The sequence below is a fragment of the Natrinema amylolyticum genome, from assembly GCF_020515625.1.
GTDB lineage: Archaea > Halobacteriota > Halobacteria > Halobacteriales > Natrialbaceae > Natrinema > Natrinema amylolyticum.
Genome location: NZ_JAIWPJ010000002.1, coordinates 903,874 through 918,965 on the forward strand (window position 1 = coordinate 903,874; position 15,092 = coordinate 918,965).

General features: G+C 66.3%; 15 protein-coding genes. 9 read left to right on the forward strand and 6 right to left on the reverse strand.

Annotation, left to right across the window (positions count from 1 at the left end; all coding sequences use genetic code 11):
* Positions 1 to 256 precede the first annotated feature (256 nt).
* The gene (locus LDH66_RS14685; protein ID WP_226481817.1) at positions 257 to 829 is read left to right on the forward strand and encodes a HalX domain-containing protein; all 573 of its coding nucleotides are present in this window, start codon (positions 257 to 259) and stop codon (positions 827 to 829) included.
* On the opposite strand, the gene LDH66_RS14690 is transcribed toward LDH66_RS14685, so the two are convergent.
* From LDH66_RS14690 to LDH66_RS14705, 4 genes are all read right to left on the reverse strand, one after another.
* A complete protein-coding gene (locus LDH66_RS14690) occupies positions 814 to 2,787 on the reverse strand; it encodes a sensor histidine kinase (protein WP_226481818.1) in 1,974 nt (657 codons plus the stop codon). The two genes, LDH66_RS14685 and LDH66_RS14690, sit on opposite strands and share 16 nt — an antisense overlap.
* A 149-nt stretch (positions 2,788 to 2,936) precedes the next feature.
* On the reverse strand, positions 2,937 to 4,088 hold the full coding sequence (locus LDH66_RS14695) for an acyl-CoA dehydrogenase family protein (protein ID WP_226481819.1): 1,152 nt from the start codon (positions 4,086 to 4,088) through the stop codon (positions 2,937 to 2,939).
* 80 nt (positions 4,089 to 4,168) lie between these two features.
* Positions 4,169 to 4,564 carry a hypothetical protein gene (locus LDH66_RS14700; protein ID WP_226482020.1) on the reverse strand — a complete coding sequence of 132 codons (396 nt, stop codon included), beginning with the start codon at positions 4,562 to 4,564 and terminating at the stop codon, positions 4,169 to 4,171.
* A gap of 172 nt (positions 4,565 to 4,736) precedes the next feature.
* Positions 4,737 to 5,111, reverse strand: coding sequence for a cupin domain-containing protein (locus LDH66_RS14705; RefSeq protein WP_226481820.1), 375 nt, complete (start codon positions 5,109 to 5,111; stop codon positions 4,737 to 4,739).
* A 141-nt stretch (positions 5,112 to 5,252) separates the two neighbouring features.
* On the opposite strand from LDH66_RS14705, the gene LDH66_RS14710 reads away from it, so the two are divergent.
* The 5 genes from LDH66_RS14710 to LDH66_RS14730 all read left to right on the forward strand — a co-directional run bounded on the left by LDH66_RS14710 (position 5,253) and on the right by LDH66_RS14730 (position 9,226).
* Positions 5,253 to 5,675, forward strand: coding sequence for a DUF7988 family protein (locus LDH66_RS14710; protein WP_226481821.1), 423 nt, complete (start codon positions 5,253 to 5,255; stop codon positions 5,673 to 5,675).
* Between the two features lie 71 nt (positions 5,676 to 5,746).
* Positions 5,747 to 6,223: a YbaK/EbsC family protein gene (locus LDH66_RS14715; RefSeq protein WP_226481822.1), complete on the forward strand. Its 477-nt coding sequence runs from the start codon at positions 5,747 to 5,749 to the stop codon at positions 6,221 to 6,223.
* Between the two features lie 176 nt (positions 6,224 to 6,399).
* Positions 6,400 to 7,476, forward strand: coding sequence for a metal ABC transporter substrate-binding protein (locus LDH66_RS14720; protein ID WP_226481823.1), 1,077 nt, complete (start codon positions 6,400 to 6,402; stop codon positions 7,474 to 7,476).
* Entirely contained in the window at positions 7,473 to 8,210 is a 738-nt protein-coding gene (locus tag LDH66_RS14725) for a metal ABC transporter ATP-binding protein (protein WP_226481824.1), read from the forward strand. Before LDH66_RS14720 ends, LDH66_RS14725 begins: the two co-directional genes overlap by 4 nt.
* Positions 8,210 to 9,226: a metal ABC transporter permease gene (locus LDH66_RS14730; RefSeq protein WP_226481825.1), complete on the forward strand. Its 1,017-nt coding sequence runs from the start codon at positions 8,210 to 8,212 to the stop codon at positions 9,224 to 9,226. The genes LDH66_RS14725 and LDH66_RS14730 overlap by 1 nt, the downstream gene beginning before the upstream one ends.
* A 4-nt stretch (positions 9,227 to 9,230) precedes the next feature.
* On the opposite strand, the gene LDH66_RS14735 is transcribed toward LDH66_RS14730, so the two are convergent.
* A complete protein-coding gene (locus LDH66_RS14735) occupies positions 9,231 to 9,686 on the reverse strand; it encodes a hypothetical protein (protein WP_226481826.1) in 456 nt (151 codons plus the stop codon).
* A 236-nt stretch (positions 9,687 to 9,922) separates the two neighbouring features.
* On the opposite strand from LDH66_RS14735, the gene LDH66_RS14740 reads away from it, so the two are divergent.
* From LDH66_RS14740 to LDH66_RS14750, 3 genes are all read left to right on the forward strand, one after another.
* Positions 9,923 to 12,034, forward strand: a complete 2,112-nt coding sequence (locus LDH66_RS14740; RefSeq protein WP_226481827.1) for an acetate--CoA ligase family protein — start codon at positions 9,923 to 9,925, stop codon at positions 12,032 to 12,034.
* Entirely contained in the window at positions 12,031 to 13,173 is a 1,143-nt protein-coding gene (locus LDH66_RS14745; protein WP_226481828.1) for a phosphotransacetylase family protein, read from the forward strand. Before LDH66_RS14740 ends, LDH66_RS14745 begins: the two co-directional genes overlap by 4 nt.
* A gap of 133 nt (positions 13,174 to 13,306) precedes the next feature.
* Complete coding sequence (locus tag LDH66_RS14750; RefSeq protein ID WP_226481829.1) at positions 13,307 to 13,600, forward strand: PRC-barrel domain-containing protein; 294 nt, start codon at positions 13,307 to 13,309, stop codon at positions 13,598 to 13,600.
* 6 nt (positions 13,601 to 13,606) lie between these two features.
* On the opposite strand, the gene LDH66_RS14755 is transcribed toward LDH66_RS14750, so the two are convergent.
* Positions 13,607 to 15,067: a DHH family phosphoesterase gene (locus LDH66_RS14755; protein ID WP_226481830.1), complete on the reverse strand. Its 1,461-nt coding sequence runs from the start codon at positions 15,065 to 15,067 to the stop codon at positions 13,607 to 13,609.
* Positions 15,068 to 15,092 lie beyond the last annotated feature (25 nt).

A 15,092-nucleotide genomic window follows, 5' to 3' on the forward strand; every position in this document is an offset into this window, starting at 1 on the left:
CGGCGACCGTGAGGGAGCCGTGACGTAGCGAGTCTTTCTCGATCGTCGCGTCCACCGGTTCGAGGACTCTCGGCTGCGATATCAAGTCGACGAAATGATATCCTTTGCGCTCAAATGCGATACGTACCCGAACTACTGACCGTATTTGAACGATGTATGTTTACGAAATATGATGTTTGGTCGCGAGATTTATCACCCAGAGGTACCATTGGTGACGCGTGGCTGTAATCGATGAAGAGAACGGAGGGGTTACCCGATGAGTGACGGGCCCGAGGTGCTCGTCGTCGACGACGAAGCTCGACTCGCGGACCTGTTCGCCGCGTGGTTACAGGACGAGTGGGCCGTCGAGACAGCGTACGACGGGGAGGAAGCGCTCGAGAGCATGGCCGACTCCGTCGAGGTCGTCCTGTTAGACCGGCGGATGCCGGGACTCTCCGGGGACGAAGTACTCGAGCGGATCCGCGAGCACGGATACGATTCGCGGGTCGTCATGGTGACGGCCGTCGATCCCGATTTCGATATCATCGAGATGGGCTTCGACGACTATCTCGTCAAACCGGTCTCGAAGGACGAACTCGTCGAGATGGTCGCGGACGTCACCGATCGTTCGGACTACGAATCCGAGATTCAGGAGTACTACGCCCTCGTCTCGAAGAAGGCGTTACTGGAGTCCGAGAAAGCCGACCGCGAACTCGCGGACAACGAGGAGTACCGGGAACTCTGTGACCGGGTCGAAACGCTCGCGAAGCGGGTCGACGAGACGGTCTCCGGCATGTCCTCTCACGACGACTTCGTCGGCGCGTTTCAGGACCTTCAATCGGAGAACTGAGCGTCGATTTCGAACTCGAAGCGTGCCCCTCCGGTATCGCTCTCCGTCGCGACGACCGACCATCCGTGTCCGGTAGCGACCTCTCTGACGATCCAGAGGCCGATTCCTAACCCTTCCGTCGACGTGGACGCTGACGGATCGAAGATTTCGTCCCGGATTTCCGCGGGGAGCCCCTCGCCGTCGTCCTCGACGAAGAACCCTCGCGTCGCCTCCGCACGTTCGTCACCTTTCAGGGGACCGATGCGAACGGTCTCGGTCGTCTCGCCGTGTTCGATACTATTCCGGAAACAGTTCTCGAGGAGCCGCAGGAGTCGCGAGCGGTCGGCTGCGATCGTCATCGTCTCCGCGACCGACAGCGTCGCCTCCGCCGTCGAGACGTGATCCCACGCCTCGCGAGCGATCGACTCGAGGTCGACGGGGTCGGTGTCGGCCGCCCATTCGCCCTCGCGGGCGATGGCCAAGACGTCCTCGATGATCGACTCCATCCGCTCGAGCCCGTTGCGAGTCTTCTCGGCGTATTTGGCGTCGCCGGTCTCCTCGAGCAGGTCCAGATAGCCCTGTGCGACGCCGAGCGGATTCCGGAGGTCGTGGCTGACGATCCGGGCGAAGGCGTCGAGTCGTTCGTTGCGTTCGCGGAGTTTCCGCTGCTGCCGTTTCCGTTCGGTGACGTCCCGAAGCACCCCGACCGAGCCGAGGAACTCCCCGTCGGGAACCAGGACGGCGATCTGGGCCTCGAACGGGATCGTCTCTCCGGCTTTCGTCTCGACGGTCATTTCGAGGGTGTCGGTACGCTCGCCGCTCTCGAGGAGCGACCGGATGATCACCTCGCCGGCCTCGATGTCCTCGCGATTGAACAGGATCGACGCGTGCTCGCCGAGCAGCCCCTCGCGGCTGTAGCCGGTCATCTCGACGAGGGCGTCGTTGACGGTCATGATGTGACCCGCGTCGTCGAGCACGTACATCCCGTCACCGGCCGTCTCGACGAGGCGCTCGTACCGATGGAGCGTCCGTTCCCGCTGCTCGAGTCGGCCTCGGACGGCGATCGTCTCGAGGACGTGGGACGCGGCTTCGGCGACCGCCCGGACCGCCTCTCGTTCGTGCTCGGAGAGCGGGTCCCTCGCGTAGATGACGGCGACGCCGTACAGGTCGCCGTTCGCGGCGAGCGGGACGACGGCGATCGACCGGACGCCCTGTTCGATCGCGCGCTCGCCGAACGGGACGGCAGCGCCGTCGCCCTCGTCACACTGACGGACCTGGAGCGTTCGGGTCCGGATCGCTCGCTCGAGCAGCGGGTGGTCGCCGGTGCCGATACCGAACGGTCGCTGGAGCGGCCACTCCGTGGCCTCGGGATCGGACAGCCACGGAATGACCGCCCGTTCGCCGCGGTCGTACTCGCCGATCCAGGCGACCGCGAACCGATCGCCGCCAGTCAGTTCCTCGCGGAGCACCCGCTCGACGGTCAGCGGCGACGTGGCGTCGATCAGCCGGCTCCGAACCCGACTCACGAGTCGCTCGAGGTCGTCGGGAAGCTCTCGATCGGCCGCGACGGTCCCGTCGCCGGCGGCGGTCCCGTCGGCGTCGTCCTCGATCGGGGTCGGCATTTCGGCGCCCGTTCCCGCCGCGATGCCCTCGGTGATCGTGGTCGCCAGTTCCGTCTCGGAATCGCTGTCGGCTGCTCGAGTGTTGACGCGCGTCAGCACGGCACCGGTCTCGCCGTCGGTTTCCTGGTAGACGAACGTCGGCGTCGCTGCGTCGACGGTGTCGACGAGCGCCGCGACGTTCGCGATCGTTCGCGCGTCGATGACGACCGCGTCGATCGGCTCGTGATTGAGTCGGTCGACCGCATCGACGAATCGGTGTGCGATGATGACGTTAACAGGAGCGTCCGTCAGCGACAGCGTGATCGACGCTCGCGTCGAGCGATCGCTGCTCACACAGAGCACGCGCGGCCGGCTCATATCGGTGGAACGCTGACTGGAAACATTGCTGGCACGACGGTACCCGGTTTGCCGGATACATGATCCCGAACGGGATTGTTCTTTCGACTGATCAGTTTGGGCGGGTCCCTCGGAGAAACTGACGGGAGCTCGAGCCGGGGGATGTCCGCTCAGGGCGCCTGGCCGTAAATCAGGTTGCGCTGGATTTCGTTCGCGCCCTCGTAGATAACCGGAATCCGGGCGTCACGGTAGACGCGGGCGATCCGGCGCTCGTCGAGAATCGAGCGGCCGCCGTGGAACTGCATGCCCTGTTCGGCGACGTCGACGGCCGTTTCGGTCGCCTTCGTCTTCGCCATCGCGGCCCAGTACCCGGCGTTGTCCTCGGTCGCGACCTTCTCGCGGGCGCGCCAGACGAGCGTCCGGGCGCTCTCGAACTCCACCAGCATGTCCGCGAGGCCGTGTTGGACGGACTGGAAATCGCTGATCGTCCGCCCGAACTCCTCGCGGTCGTGGGTGAACTCCCAGGCCTCCTCGATGGCGGCGGCGGCGATGCCGAGGCCGTGGCCGGCGACGGCGACGCGACCGTGATTGAAGAAGTCCGCGAGCAGCATGAAGCCGTCACCCTCCGAGCCGATCAGGTTCTCCTCGGGGATCCGGCAGTCGTCGAACTCGATGTGGGCCTGCTTCGAGGCGCGCATCGCCATCTTCTCGGGGATGTGTTCGGCGTCGTAGCCGTCGGTATCCGTCGGGACGATGAACATCGAGTGGTTGCCGTAGCGGTTGTCCTCGTCGTCGCCGGTGCGCGCGTAGAGGGTGATCCAGTCCGCCTCGACGCCGTTGCCGATCCAGTACTTCTCGCCGTTGATGACGTACTCGTCGCCGTCCTTTTCGGCCGTGGTCTGCATCCCCGCGAGGTCGCTGCCCGTCTCCGGCTCCGACACCGCGAGTCCCGAGCGCTGCTCGCCCTCGGCGACCGGCCGAACGTACTCCTCGCACTGCTCGTCCGTCCCGTGCTCGTAGGTGATCTCGCAGCCGAAACTCGCCAACTGCAGCGTCAGCGCGATCCCCGCATCGGCCCGGTAGAACTCCTCCGTGAGCGCGAGCAACTGCGCCAGATCGAGTCCCCGACCGCCCCACTCCTCCGGGATGTCCTGTGCCACGAGGTTCGCTTCCCGACCCGCCTCGAGGATCTCCTCGGGATACTCGCCCGACTGGAAGTATTCTTGAGCGTTGGGTCGAATGTGTTCCCGTGCGAACTCGCGAGCCTCGGCCTTGACGTCGCGTGCGTGCTCCGGGACGATGCTGTCATCGAGTAGTTCCATACCCGCAAGACGGACGCGCGGTGGAAATAACCGGGGGCAAATAGTGCAACCCGGAACGGGGATATCGCGGCGATCATCCGCTACCGGACCATCCGGACGAGTTCGTCGATCGAGACGGCCGCGTCCGCATGTCGCTCGAGCAGATAGATGTCCCAGACGAGATCGGCCAGCAGGTGGGCATAGAGGACGACGCCGGTCACGATAGCGAGGGGGACGCTGAGGGCGGCGATCGCCGGAACGACGACGCCGCCGATCACCACGTGGCTCAACAGCCGCGAGAGGACGCCGACGTCGCCGGGCTCGAAGATCTCCGACTGATCAGCGACCGCTGCACGCGGATTCGACAGACAGAATCGGACGGCGTCCCAGCGCCCGGTCTTGAACCGGGCGATGAGGAAGTGATCGAGATCGATGAAGACGCCGACGGCGGTGCCGTACGCCACGACGGCCGCGGTCGGAACAGTGTCGCCGAACAGGGAAATCGGTGGCAGTAGATAGGTCAGGACCCCGGCGACGACGAGCGATACGACCGCGTGGTGTTTCGAGTAAATGGAGAGTCACCCACCGCCGACGACCACGCGGGGCCACTAAACCGTCCCGCCGACCGGCGGTCTGGTGGTCTGCGACCAGCCCGATGGCGACTCGAGACTAGCCCGCGAACCCGGAGAGCGACCACTCGTCGCCGCCGTCCTCGTCCGCGATACTCGGCGCGCTCACGAGGACGAACGCGCTCTCGCGGTCGCCGTTGCGGATCTGGCGCGTCGATTCGGGCGAGATCCACAGCGCGTCACCGGTTTCCATCGCGACCGGTTCGTCGTCGACGACGACCGTCGCCGTCCCCTCGATGAGGACGTACACCTCCTCGTGGTCGTTGTCCGTGTGGTCGTGCGGCTTGCTGTTCCAGCCCGGATCGCAACGGGCCACCGTGACCCCCACCTGCTCGGTCTCGAGCGGGTCGCTGAGAACGTGCATCGCGCTCGAGACCTGCTCGACCTCCTCGTAGTTGACCTTCCGGTATGTCATATGGCCTCATTCACGAGGGCGACAGTAAAACTATACTATCGGCTCCGATTACTCGGAGAGTCGCCGAGGCTGGCGGTGGATCTCGCTGACACGCACGCTCGAGTCGAGACATCTTAGTGAGTCGCCGTTCGACCGAATACCGTGTCCCAACCAGTCCGGGCCGCTCGACGTCGAATTCAGGCCGAACACGTCTCGATCGTCGACGGGATCGACGCCTGTGCCGACGCCATCGCCGACCCCTGGGATACCTCCCGAACGACCGACGGCGACGCGGTCGCCGACGGACTCCGCCGGGCTCTCGAGGAGGCTGGCATTCTCCGACTTTTGCCCGACGTACTCGCCGACGTAGTCGAGGCGACCGGCTACGACCTTCAGGCCCGTCCCGTCCCCGGACCGCCCTACGTCGTCGTGACGAGTCGCGGTCCCGTACTCCGAGCGACGATCGATCCGGGGCGGCTCGTCGTCCGGTTCGACGCGTTCGACGTCGTTCGCGACGCCGAGCCCGGGCGGAAACCGGCGTATCGCCGACTCGACGGGATCGAACTCGTGGTGTCCCTCGAGTAGTCGGCGCGGAACTCTCACGACCGTGTCGCTGAAGCGACTGGTTTTTCTCAGCCGGGTTCGGAAACCGGTCCATGCACCCGCGCGCAACTGCGTTCGCAGAGCGAGCTCGCGAGCGGTACGGCTTCGATCCCGACGTCGAAGAGTTCCCCGAGGGAACGAAGACCGCCGCGGACGCCGCCGCAGCGGTCGGCTGTGACGTCGCCCAGATCGCGAGCTCACTGGTCTTCGACGTCGACGGGTCGCTCGCCGTCTCCGTCACCAGCGGCGCGAACCGCGTGAGCGAGGCGGCGCTCGGCGAGCACTTCGACGCGCCGGCGACGGCCGTTTCGATGGCGGATCCCGATCGAATCAGGACGACGCTCGGCTGGTCGATCGGTGGCGTCCCACCGTTCTGTCACGACCGGTCGGTTCCGGTCGTCGTCGACGAAACGCTCCTCGAGTTCGAGACCGTCTGGGCGGCCGCCGGAACGCCGGACGCCGTCTTTCCCATCGATCCGCGGGAGCTGCAGACCTATGCCGACGCGACGCCGGCCTCGGTCATCGAATGAGGGCAATGGGAGCGCGTCGCCGCGATCGCATCGCCGCGGTCGCGCTCGACGCCGGTAATAACTCGGACCGATATATGGCCAGTAGTTGTTAACAGACGGCGTCTCCAGTCGCCTCTATTAACAACATTCTGGACTAGGATAATAACTCTTATACTCCGGTGAGACTAGCCTCGATTATGAACCTGACACGACGCGCGCTGGTGAGAGCGGGTGCCGGCGCGGTCACCGCCGGCACCATCGCCGGCTGTCTCGACGACGTCGGTAGCGCGACCGCGGAGTTCGACACCGGCCACGCCGCGTTCTTTACCCTGTGGGACTGGACCGAGCAGATCAGCGGCGACGCGATCGACTTCGAGAACCCCGTGGGAACCGGCGAGGCCGGACACGGCTGGTCGCCCAGCGGCGACCTCACCCGAGAGATCGCCGACGGCGGTGCGTTCGTCTACCTCGACACGCCCGAGTTCTCCTGGGCACAGGACATCGCGACGACGCTCGAGGACGACTACGACACCGTCACGGTGATCGACGGGCTCGCGGGGCTCGACGACCGACTCCTCGGCTGGGATCACGAGGTCGACGCCGGCGGTCACGAAGCGGACCATGACGATCACGACGAGCACAATGACTCCCACGACGGCGGTCACGATGACGATCACGACGACCACGACGAGTCTCACGATGGCCACGACCACGACGACTCATCGGTCGATCCCCACGCCTGGCTCGACCCCGTACTCGCACAGGACATGGTCGATACCATCACGACGGGCCTCGCCGACGCCGATCCGGACAACGCCGAGACCTACGAGGACAACGCCGCAGCGTACACCGACGAGCTCGAGTCACTCGACGAGACGTTCGAGGAGCTGATCGCGTCGGCCGACAGAGGGACTGCCGTCCTCGCCGGCCACGACTCCTTTACGTATCTTCAGGAGCGGTACGGGTTCGAAATCCATACCCCCGTCGGGGTCTCACCGCAGGAGAGTCCCTCCTCCGAGGCGATCTCCGAGACGATCGCGCTCATTGACGAGGAGGGGATCGACACCGTCCTCTACGACCCCTTCGAAGCGCCCGAAGGACAGTACCCTCAACTCGTCGACACGATCCTCGAGGGCAGCGACGCAACCGACGCGATGCCGTTGACCCACCTCTCGGGCACCCTCGCGAAGTGGGACGAGCAGGGCTGGGGCTACCGGGAACAAATGGAAGAAATAAACGTCCCCGCGTTCAGAGAAGCACTAGGCGCACAGTGACCGTCGTAACTCTCGAAAACGTGACGTTCGCATACGGCGAGCAGCCGGCCGTCAAAGACGTCTCGCTGACGGTCGAGGAGGGGGACTTTCTGGGCCTGGTCGGCCCCAACGGGTCGGGGAAGACGACCCTCCTACAGCTCATGCTCGGCCTGTACAGCCCCGACAGCGGCTCGATCGAACTCTTTGGCGAACCGGTCTCCGCCTTCGAGGACGGCGAGCGGATCGGTTACGTCTCGCAGCAGGCGACCAGCCGCGGCGGCTCGATGCCGGTCACCGTCCGCGAGGCCGTCACCATGGGTCGGTTCGCCCACGCGGGCCACGGCCGGCTGACCGATGCGGACCACGCGAGCGTCGACGACGCCCTCGAGACGGTCGGCATTTCCGAACTGGCCGACCGCCGGGTCAATCAGCTCTCGGGCGGCCAGCGCCAGCGGGCCTACATCGCACGCGCGCTGGCCTCCGAGGCCGACCTACTGGCGTTAGACGAGCCGACCGTCGGCGTTGACGCCGAATCGCGCGACGCGTTCTACCAGTTGCTCGAGTCGCTCAACGCGTCGGGGATCACGATCATCCTGATCGAACACGACATCGGCGTCGTCACGGACCGTGCGAACCGGATCGCCTGCATCAACACGGAGCTCTACCACCACGGAGACACCGAATCGTTCGTCGAAAGCGACGCCCTGACCGAGGCCTACGGCGCGACGGGTCAGGTCCTCCACCATCACCACTGATGAGTCGGACCGGCTCCGTTCGGCGACGGCTCGAGCAGATCGGTATCGGACTGACCGCGGTCCTCGCGGTCGCGATGATCGGCCTGCTGACCGTCGACGCGCTGCGAGCGTACCCCGTCGCGGGCGGCATTTACGATCAGGCCCGGATCGCGGGCCGGTTGCTGGACTCCCTCCTCGGGACGAACGTCTTCTCCCATCCGTTCATGTGGCGATCGATCGCGACTGGGGTCCTGATCGGGGTCGTCGCGCCGCTGGTCGGTACCTATCTCGTCCACCGCGAGATGGCCCTGATCGGCGAGACGCTGGCTCACACGGCCTTCGCGGGGGTCGCGGTCGGCCTCCTCGTCAATTCGGTAACGGGCTGGGACGGCTCGTTGATGGTCGTCGCGCTGATCGTGGGGATTCTCGGCGCGCTCGGCGTGCAGTGGCTGATCGAGCGGACCGACACCTACGGCGACGTGCCGATCGCGATCATGCTGACCGGCAGCTTCGCCGTCGGCACGCTCCTTATCAGTCATGGCCGAACAACCGGAATTAACATCCGAGACTACCTCTTCGGGAGCATCTCCGTGGTCACGCCGTCCGGAGCGCGGCTGATGGCGGTCATCAGCGTGCTCGTCGTCGTCGTCATCGTGGCGACGTACAAGCAACTGCTCTTCATCACCTTCGACGAACAGGCCGCCCGCGTCGCGCGGCTCAACGTGACTTGGTACAACACCCTGCTGATCGTGATGACGGCGGTCGTCGTCGTCGGCGCGATGCAGATCCTCGGCGTCATCCTCGTCGCCGCGATGCTCGTCGTTCCCGTCGCGGCCGCCACCCAGATCGCCAACAGCTTCCGGGAGACGCTCTCGCTCTCGATTCTCTTCGGACAGGTGTCGGTCATCGGTGGCTTCGCGTTCTCGATCTCCCAGGGGCTGCCCACCGGCGGCTCGATCGTCGTTGTCGCCATCGCCTGTTACCTGCTCGCGATCCTCGCCTCGAGCCGGTCGACGGCGGCGATCTCGACGCACTGACTCGTCACGCGCGAGCGTCGGTCCGCACCGCGTCGACGAGCTGGATGATCGCACCGAGTCCGGAACAGACGATACCGATCGGGACGAGCAGGAGTCCGAGACCGGTTCCGTACGCGACGGGACTGGGAACGAACACCTCGAACACCCGCGCGACCAGCATGGGGACGACCAGGAGGAGAACCGAGAGACCACCGGCGACGGCCCCTGCGGTGAGTAACCGTCGCGGCCGTTCCGCCGGGTCCCAGCGACGAGTGACGAGGAACAGTAGCCCCGCTTCCACGAGTGCGAGGACGCCCACGATCAGACACAGGATCACGAAGAGGCCGACGAGACCGGCCGCGAACCCGTCTCCGGGCGGGTCTTCCGGGATCGTTACGAAGTACAGCACCGCAGTTACCAGACTGAGGACACCGAGTAGTGCGGTCGCGCCAGCGATGGGGCGGGGACGAGGGCGATCCATAGGGGACACCGGTTCGATTGACATGATAGCCAGATAACGGTATCGACCGCGGCGACCGATCGGGACTCGAGCGCGGCGCTCTCGACCGGTCAGCGGTCGCCAACGAACCGCTGTCATCGCGTGACGTCGTCGGGTGGCCGCCGGCGAACCGCTGCCATCGCGTGACCACCGACTCGGTTCCCCGACGGCGGGAACATGCCACATCCTTAACGGCCTACTCGGCCAACTCCGGAGCGATGGGACGGTTATCCGCACTCTTCGATCCCGAGACCGTCGCCGTGGTCGGCGCGACCGACCGCGAGGGCGCGGTCGGCCGGGCGATCCTCGAGAACCTTCGGGACGGGTTCGCCGGCGAGGTCGTGCCGATCAACCCCTCGCGCGACGAGGTGCTCGGGCTCGAGTGTTACGAGGACGCGCAGCGCGCGCCGCCGATCGATCTGGCGGTGGTCGTCGTACCGCCCGATATCGTGCTCGAGTCGATCCGAGAACTCGCCGACGCGGGCACCGAGAACGTCGTCGTCATCACGGCCGGTTTCGCCGAGACGGGCGGCGAGGGCGCCGAGCGCGAGCGACGACTGCGCGAGATCGCCGCCGAGAACGACCTCAACGTCGTCGGCCCGAACAGCCTCGGGATCATGTCGACGCCGAACGGAATGAACGCCACGTTCGGCCCCGAAGACGCTCTCGAGGGCTCGATCTCCTTCATGAGCCAGTCGGGCGCGTTCATCACCGCCGTGCTGGACTGGGCCAACGAACAGGGGATCGGCTTTCAAGACATCGTCTCGCTGGGCAACAAGACCGTCCTCGACGAGACGGACTTCGTCCGCGAGTGGGGCGACGACCCCGATACCGACGTCATCATCGGCTACTTAGAGGACATCGACGACGGGCAGGGGTTCATCGAGGCGGCCCGCGAGGTGACTGCCGACACTCCGATCGTACTCGTCAAGTCCGGTCGAACGGACGCCGGCGCGCAGGCCGCGTCGTCCCACACCGGCGCGATCGCCGGCAGCGAACGGGCCTACGAGGCGGGCCTCGAGCAGGCCGGCGTGCTCCGCGCTCGCTCCGTTCAGGAACTGTTCGACTACGCGCGAGCGTTGGCGGGACTGCCCGAGCCTGAATCGGACGGCGTCGCCGTCGTCACGAACGCGGGCGGCCCCGGGGTCCTGACGACGGACGCCGTCGGCGACTCGAGCCTCGAGATGGCCGGCTTCACCGACGAGACGATCGACCGGCTCGCCGAGGCGATGCCCGACGAAGCCAACGTCTACAACCCGATCGACGCGATCGGCGACGCCGACGTCGAACGCTTCGGCGAGGCCCTCGAGATCGCGCTCGAGGACCCGAACGTCGGCAGCGCGGTCGTCGTCGCCGCGCCGACCGCGGTGCTGTCCTACGACGACCTCGCCGAGACGGTGATCGAGAAGCTCGAGGCCCACGACACGCCGGTCGTCACCTGCCTGATGGGCGGCGAGCGGGCCCGCGACGCCGAGGAGACGATGCGGGAATCCGGCATCCCGAACTACTTCGATCCCTCGCGGGCCGTATCGGGGCTGGACGCGCTCGCCCGCTACCGGGATATCAGCGAGCGGACGGTCGAAGAACCCGAGGCGTTCGACGTCGACCGCGAACGCGCTCGCGAGGTGCTCGAGCGCGCCCGGCGACGGAGCGACAACCGGCTCGGCGTCGAGTCGATGAAACTGCTCGAGGCCTACGGCATCCCGACCCCGCAGGGAGAGATCGTCGACGATCCCGACCGCGCTCGCGAGGTCGCCGAGGAGATCGAGGGCGACGTCGTCCTGAAGATCGTCAGCCCCGACATCTCCCACAAGTCCGACATCGGCGGCGTCAAGGTCGGCGTGGCCGACGAGGACGTCTACGACGCCTACGAGGACGTCGTCGCTCGAGCGCGCAACTACCAGCCCGACGCGACGATCATCGGCGTGCAGGTCCAGGAACTGCTCGACCTCGAGGCCTCCACCGAGACCATCGTCGGCATGAACCGCGACCCGCAGTTCGGCCCGCTGCTGTTGTTCGGGCTCGGCGGCATCTTCGTCGAGATCTTAGAGGACACGTCAGTTCGCGTGGCCCCGATCGGCGAGGGCGAGGCCCGCGAGATGGTCGACGAGATTCAGGCGGCACCGCTGTTACGCGGGGCCCGCGGCCGCGAGCCAGCGGACGTCGACCGCGTCGTCGAGACGATTCAGCGGCTCTCGCAGCTCGTGACCGACTTCCCGTCGATTCTCGAACTCGACATCAACCCGCTCGTGGCGGGCCCCGACGGCGTCCGGGCGATCGACCTGCGACTCACCGTCGACACGGACGAACTCGACACGGAGGAACCATGACCGACACCGATTCAGACCACGACCCGACGGACACCGAACCCGAGACCGACACCCACACCGGATCCACCGCTTCCGGCGGCGATACCGACGCGCTGCTCGTCAGCTCGCTCGAGGAGAGCACCGGCAAGACGGCGATCACGCTGGCGCTCGCCCGACTCGCGGCGGCCGAGGGCGACAGCGTCGGCTACATGAAACCGAAGGGGACCAGACTGCAGAGCAACGTGGGGAAGACCGTAGACGAGGACCCGCTGCTCGCCCGCGAGCTGCTCGACCTCGAGGCCGAGATGCACGACCTCGAGCCGATCGTCTACTCGCCGACGTTCGTCGAGCAGGCGATCCGCGGCCGCGAGGATCCCGCCGAACTGCGCGAGCGCGTCGCGGAGGCGTTCGACACGCTCGCGGCCGACCGCGACCGGCTGTTCGTCGAGGGCGGCGGCCGGTACGACGTCGGCGGAATCGTGGAACTCGCGGACGCCGATATCGCGGCCCTGCTCGACGCGCGCGTCCTCCTGATCGCACCGTACGAGATTCCGGCGGACGTCGACGACGTCATCGCCGCCGCCGAGACCTTCGGCGATCGGCTCGCCGGCGTCGTCTTCAACGACGTCCCCGACGCGGCCTACGACCAGCTCGAGACGGACGTGGTCCCGTTCCTCGAGGGCCGCGGAATTCCGGTCCACGGGATTCTGCCGAGCGAGCGGGAGCTGTCGGGCGTGACGGTCGCCGAACTCGCCGACGAGCTCGGGGCCTCGACGCTCGTCGACGAGGGGCGGGACAACTACGTCGAACGGTTCAGCGTCGGCGCGATGGGACCCGACAGCGCGCTGCGCCACTTCCGGCGGACGAAAGACGCCGCCGTCATCACCGGCGGCGACCGAGCCGAGATTCACACCGCTGCGCTCGAGGCACCCGGCGTCCGGTGTCTCATCCTCACCGGCGGCCACCGTCCCTCGGGGGCGATCCTCGGCCAGGCCAGCGAGAAGGGCGTCCCGATCCTGTCGGTCCAGACGGACACCCTCACGACCGTCGAGCGCGCCGAGGACATCGTCCGGAGCGGGCGAACTCGAGACGAAGAGACCGTCGACCGGATGGAGCGGCTGTTATCCGATCACGCGGCCGTCGACTCGATTCTCGGGTAGGGCTCGAGTACCGACCGGGTCGGGACCCGCCCCGGTTCAGCCCGGCACTCGAGCGAATCGGACGCGTCGTATTCGGTCCGGTGACTGTCGCGTCTGACCAAAAGTTAAGAGTCCGCCACGCATGAGGCCAGTTATGGACGACACACCCCAAGAAATCACGTCCCTCGTCGGCCGCGAGGTGTACTCGAACAACGGCGTCTTCGTCGGCGAAGTCGAGGATCTCCGACTGAACGTCGACGGCCAATCAGTCACCGGACTGGCACTGGCGAACTTGAACGCCGAGCTGTTCGCGGAGGAAGCCCGCAGCGGGAAGGGCCTCATCGTTCCCTACCGCTGGGTTCGCGCCGTCGGCGACGTCATCCTCATCAACGACGTCGTCGAGCGCGTTCGCGATCCCGACGAAGAAGAAGACGAACTGCTCGCGTAGGCCGCGCTAGCTCCCGTTCGACCCGTCGCTGCCGCCGCCTTCGACGCCCATCGCATCGAACAGCGTCCGCTTGACCGCTTCTTCGGTCAGCTCGAGCAGCGTATCTCGCGTGTCCTCCGAGATCTCGATCCCGGTGAAGATGCCGAGCGGGATCTCCGCGCTGGCCTGCGTCGAGTGGCCGGCGGTCTCGCCCATCTCGCCGTAGGCGTCGGCGAGGACCTTGCCGATATTGATGCGGATGTCCTTCGAGCGCCCGGCGAGGAAGATCGTCTCGTCGGCGATCCCGAAGACGGCGGTCGTGGTGACGCCCTCGAGGTTCAGGAGGTGGCTGGCGGCTTGGGTCAGCGCCTCGCGGTCGCGGACGAAGCCGGCGTTGGAGACGAGGTGGCTGCCCTGTACGTCGCGGTTCGTGATCGCCTCCGCGAGCACGTCCAGGGTCTCGGGGGACATCGACGGCGACTCCACTTGCTCTAGGGTATCGTGGTTCGCGAACGGGTAGAGGTAGGCCGCGGCGGTCAGGTCTGCGGGAGTCGTGTCGCGTTTGAAATCCAGGGTCTCCGCGCGGATGCCGTAGAGCAGGGCGGTGGCGACCTCCTCGGAGACGTTCATATCGAACTCCTGGATGTACTTCGTCATGATCGTCGACGTCGAGGACATGTTCGGTCGGATGTCGACGAACTCGGGTTCGACGCCGTCCTCGGTCTCCGCCTCGTGATGATCGATGACGATGTCGACCGGGAGCTCCATCTCGCCCGAGGTCGTGTGATCGACGAGGGCAACGGTGTCGTAGATGGAGTGATCCTCGATCTCGTCCCACTGGACGAGGTCGATGCCGAGCAGGTTGACGAACGCGCGGTTCTCCTGATGCCCGACGTCGCCGAGATAGATGATGTCGGAGTCGATGCCGAGGTGGGTCGCGATCGCCTGCAACGCCGCCGCGCTGGCGATCGAGTCCGGATCCGGACTGTCCTGAGTGATGATCGCCAGCCGCGTCGTCGTCTCCTCGACCAGTTCGGCGAGTTTGCCTGCATTGTACTCGAGTTCGCCGGACTCGAGGGCCCGCAGGGCGGATTCGGCGATGACTGAGGAGGGGTTGATGACGATGTCGGCCCCGAGTTCCGAGAGTTCGTCACCGGAGACGGGATCGCTCGCGCGGGCGACGATGAACTGGTCGTCACCGGCGTTGCGGATGTGCTCGACGGCGCGTTTGTTCGATTCGACGTCCGAGGCGAGGATGAGGACGACGTCGCGGTCGACGACTAGGTCGGCGATCTCGGACTCGCGGATGTCGGCCGTCTGGGCGTCCAGATCCTGATCTCGGAGCGATTCGACGCGGCTCTCGTCGCGGTCGATGATGGAGACGTCTTTCCCCTGTTCGACGAGCTCCTCCGCGACCGCGTACCCCACGCTCCCACAGCCCAAGATAGCGTAGTCAGAAATGGACGAAATCGTAACCCCCGTGCTCATATGCCCGAGTGGTCGGACCGGTCGC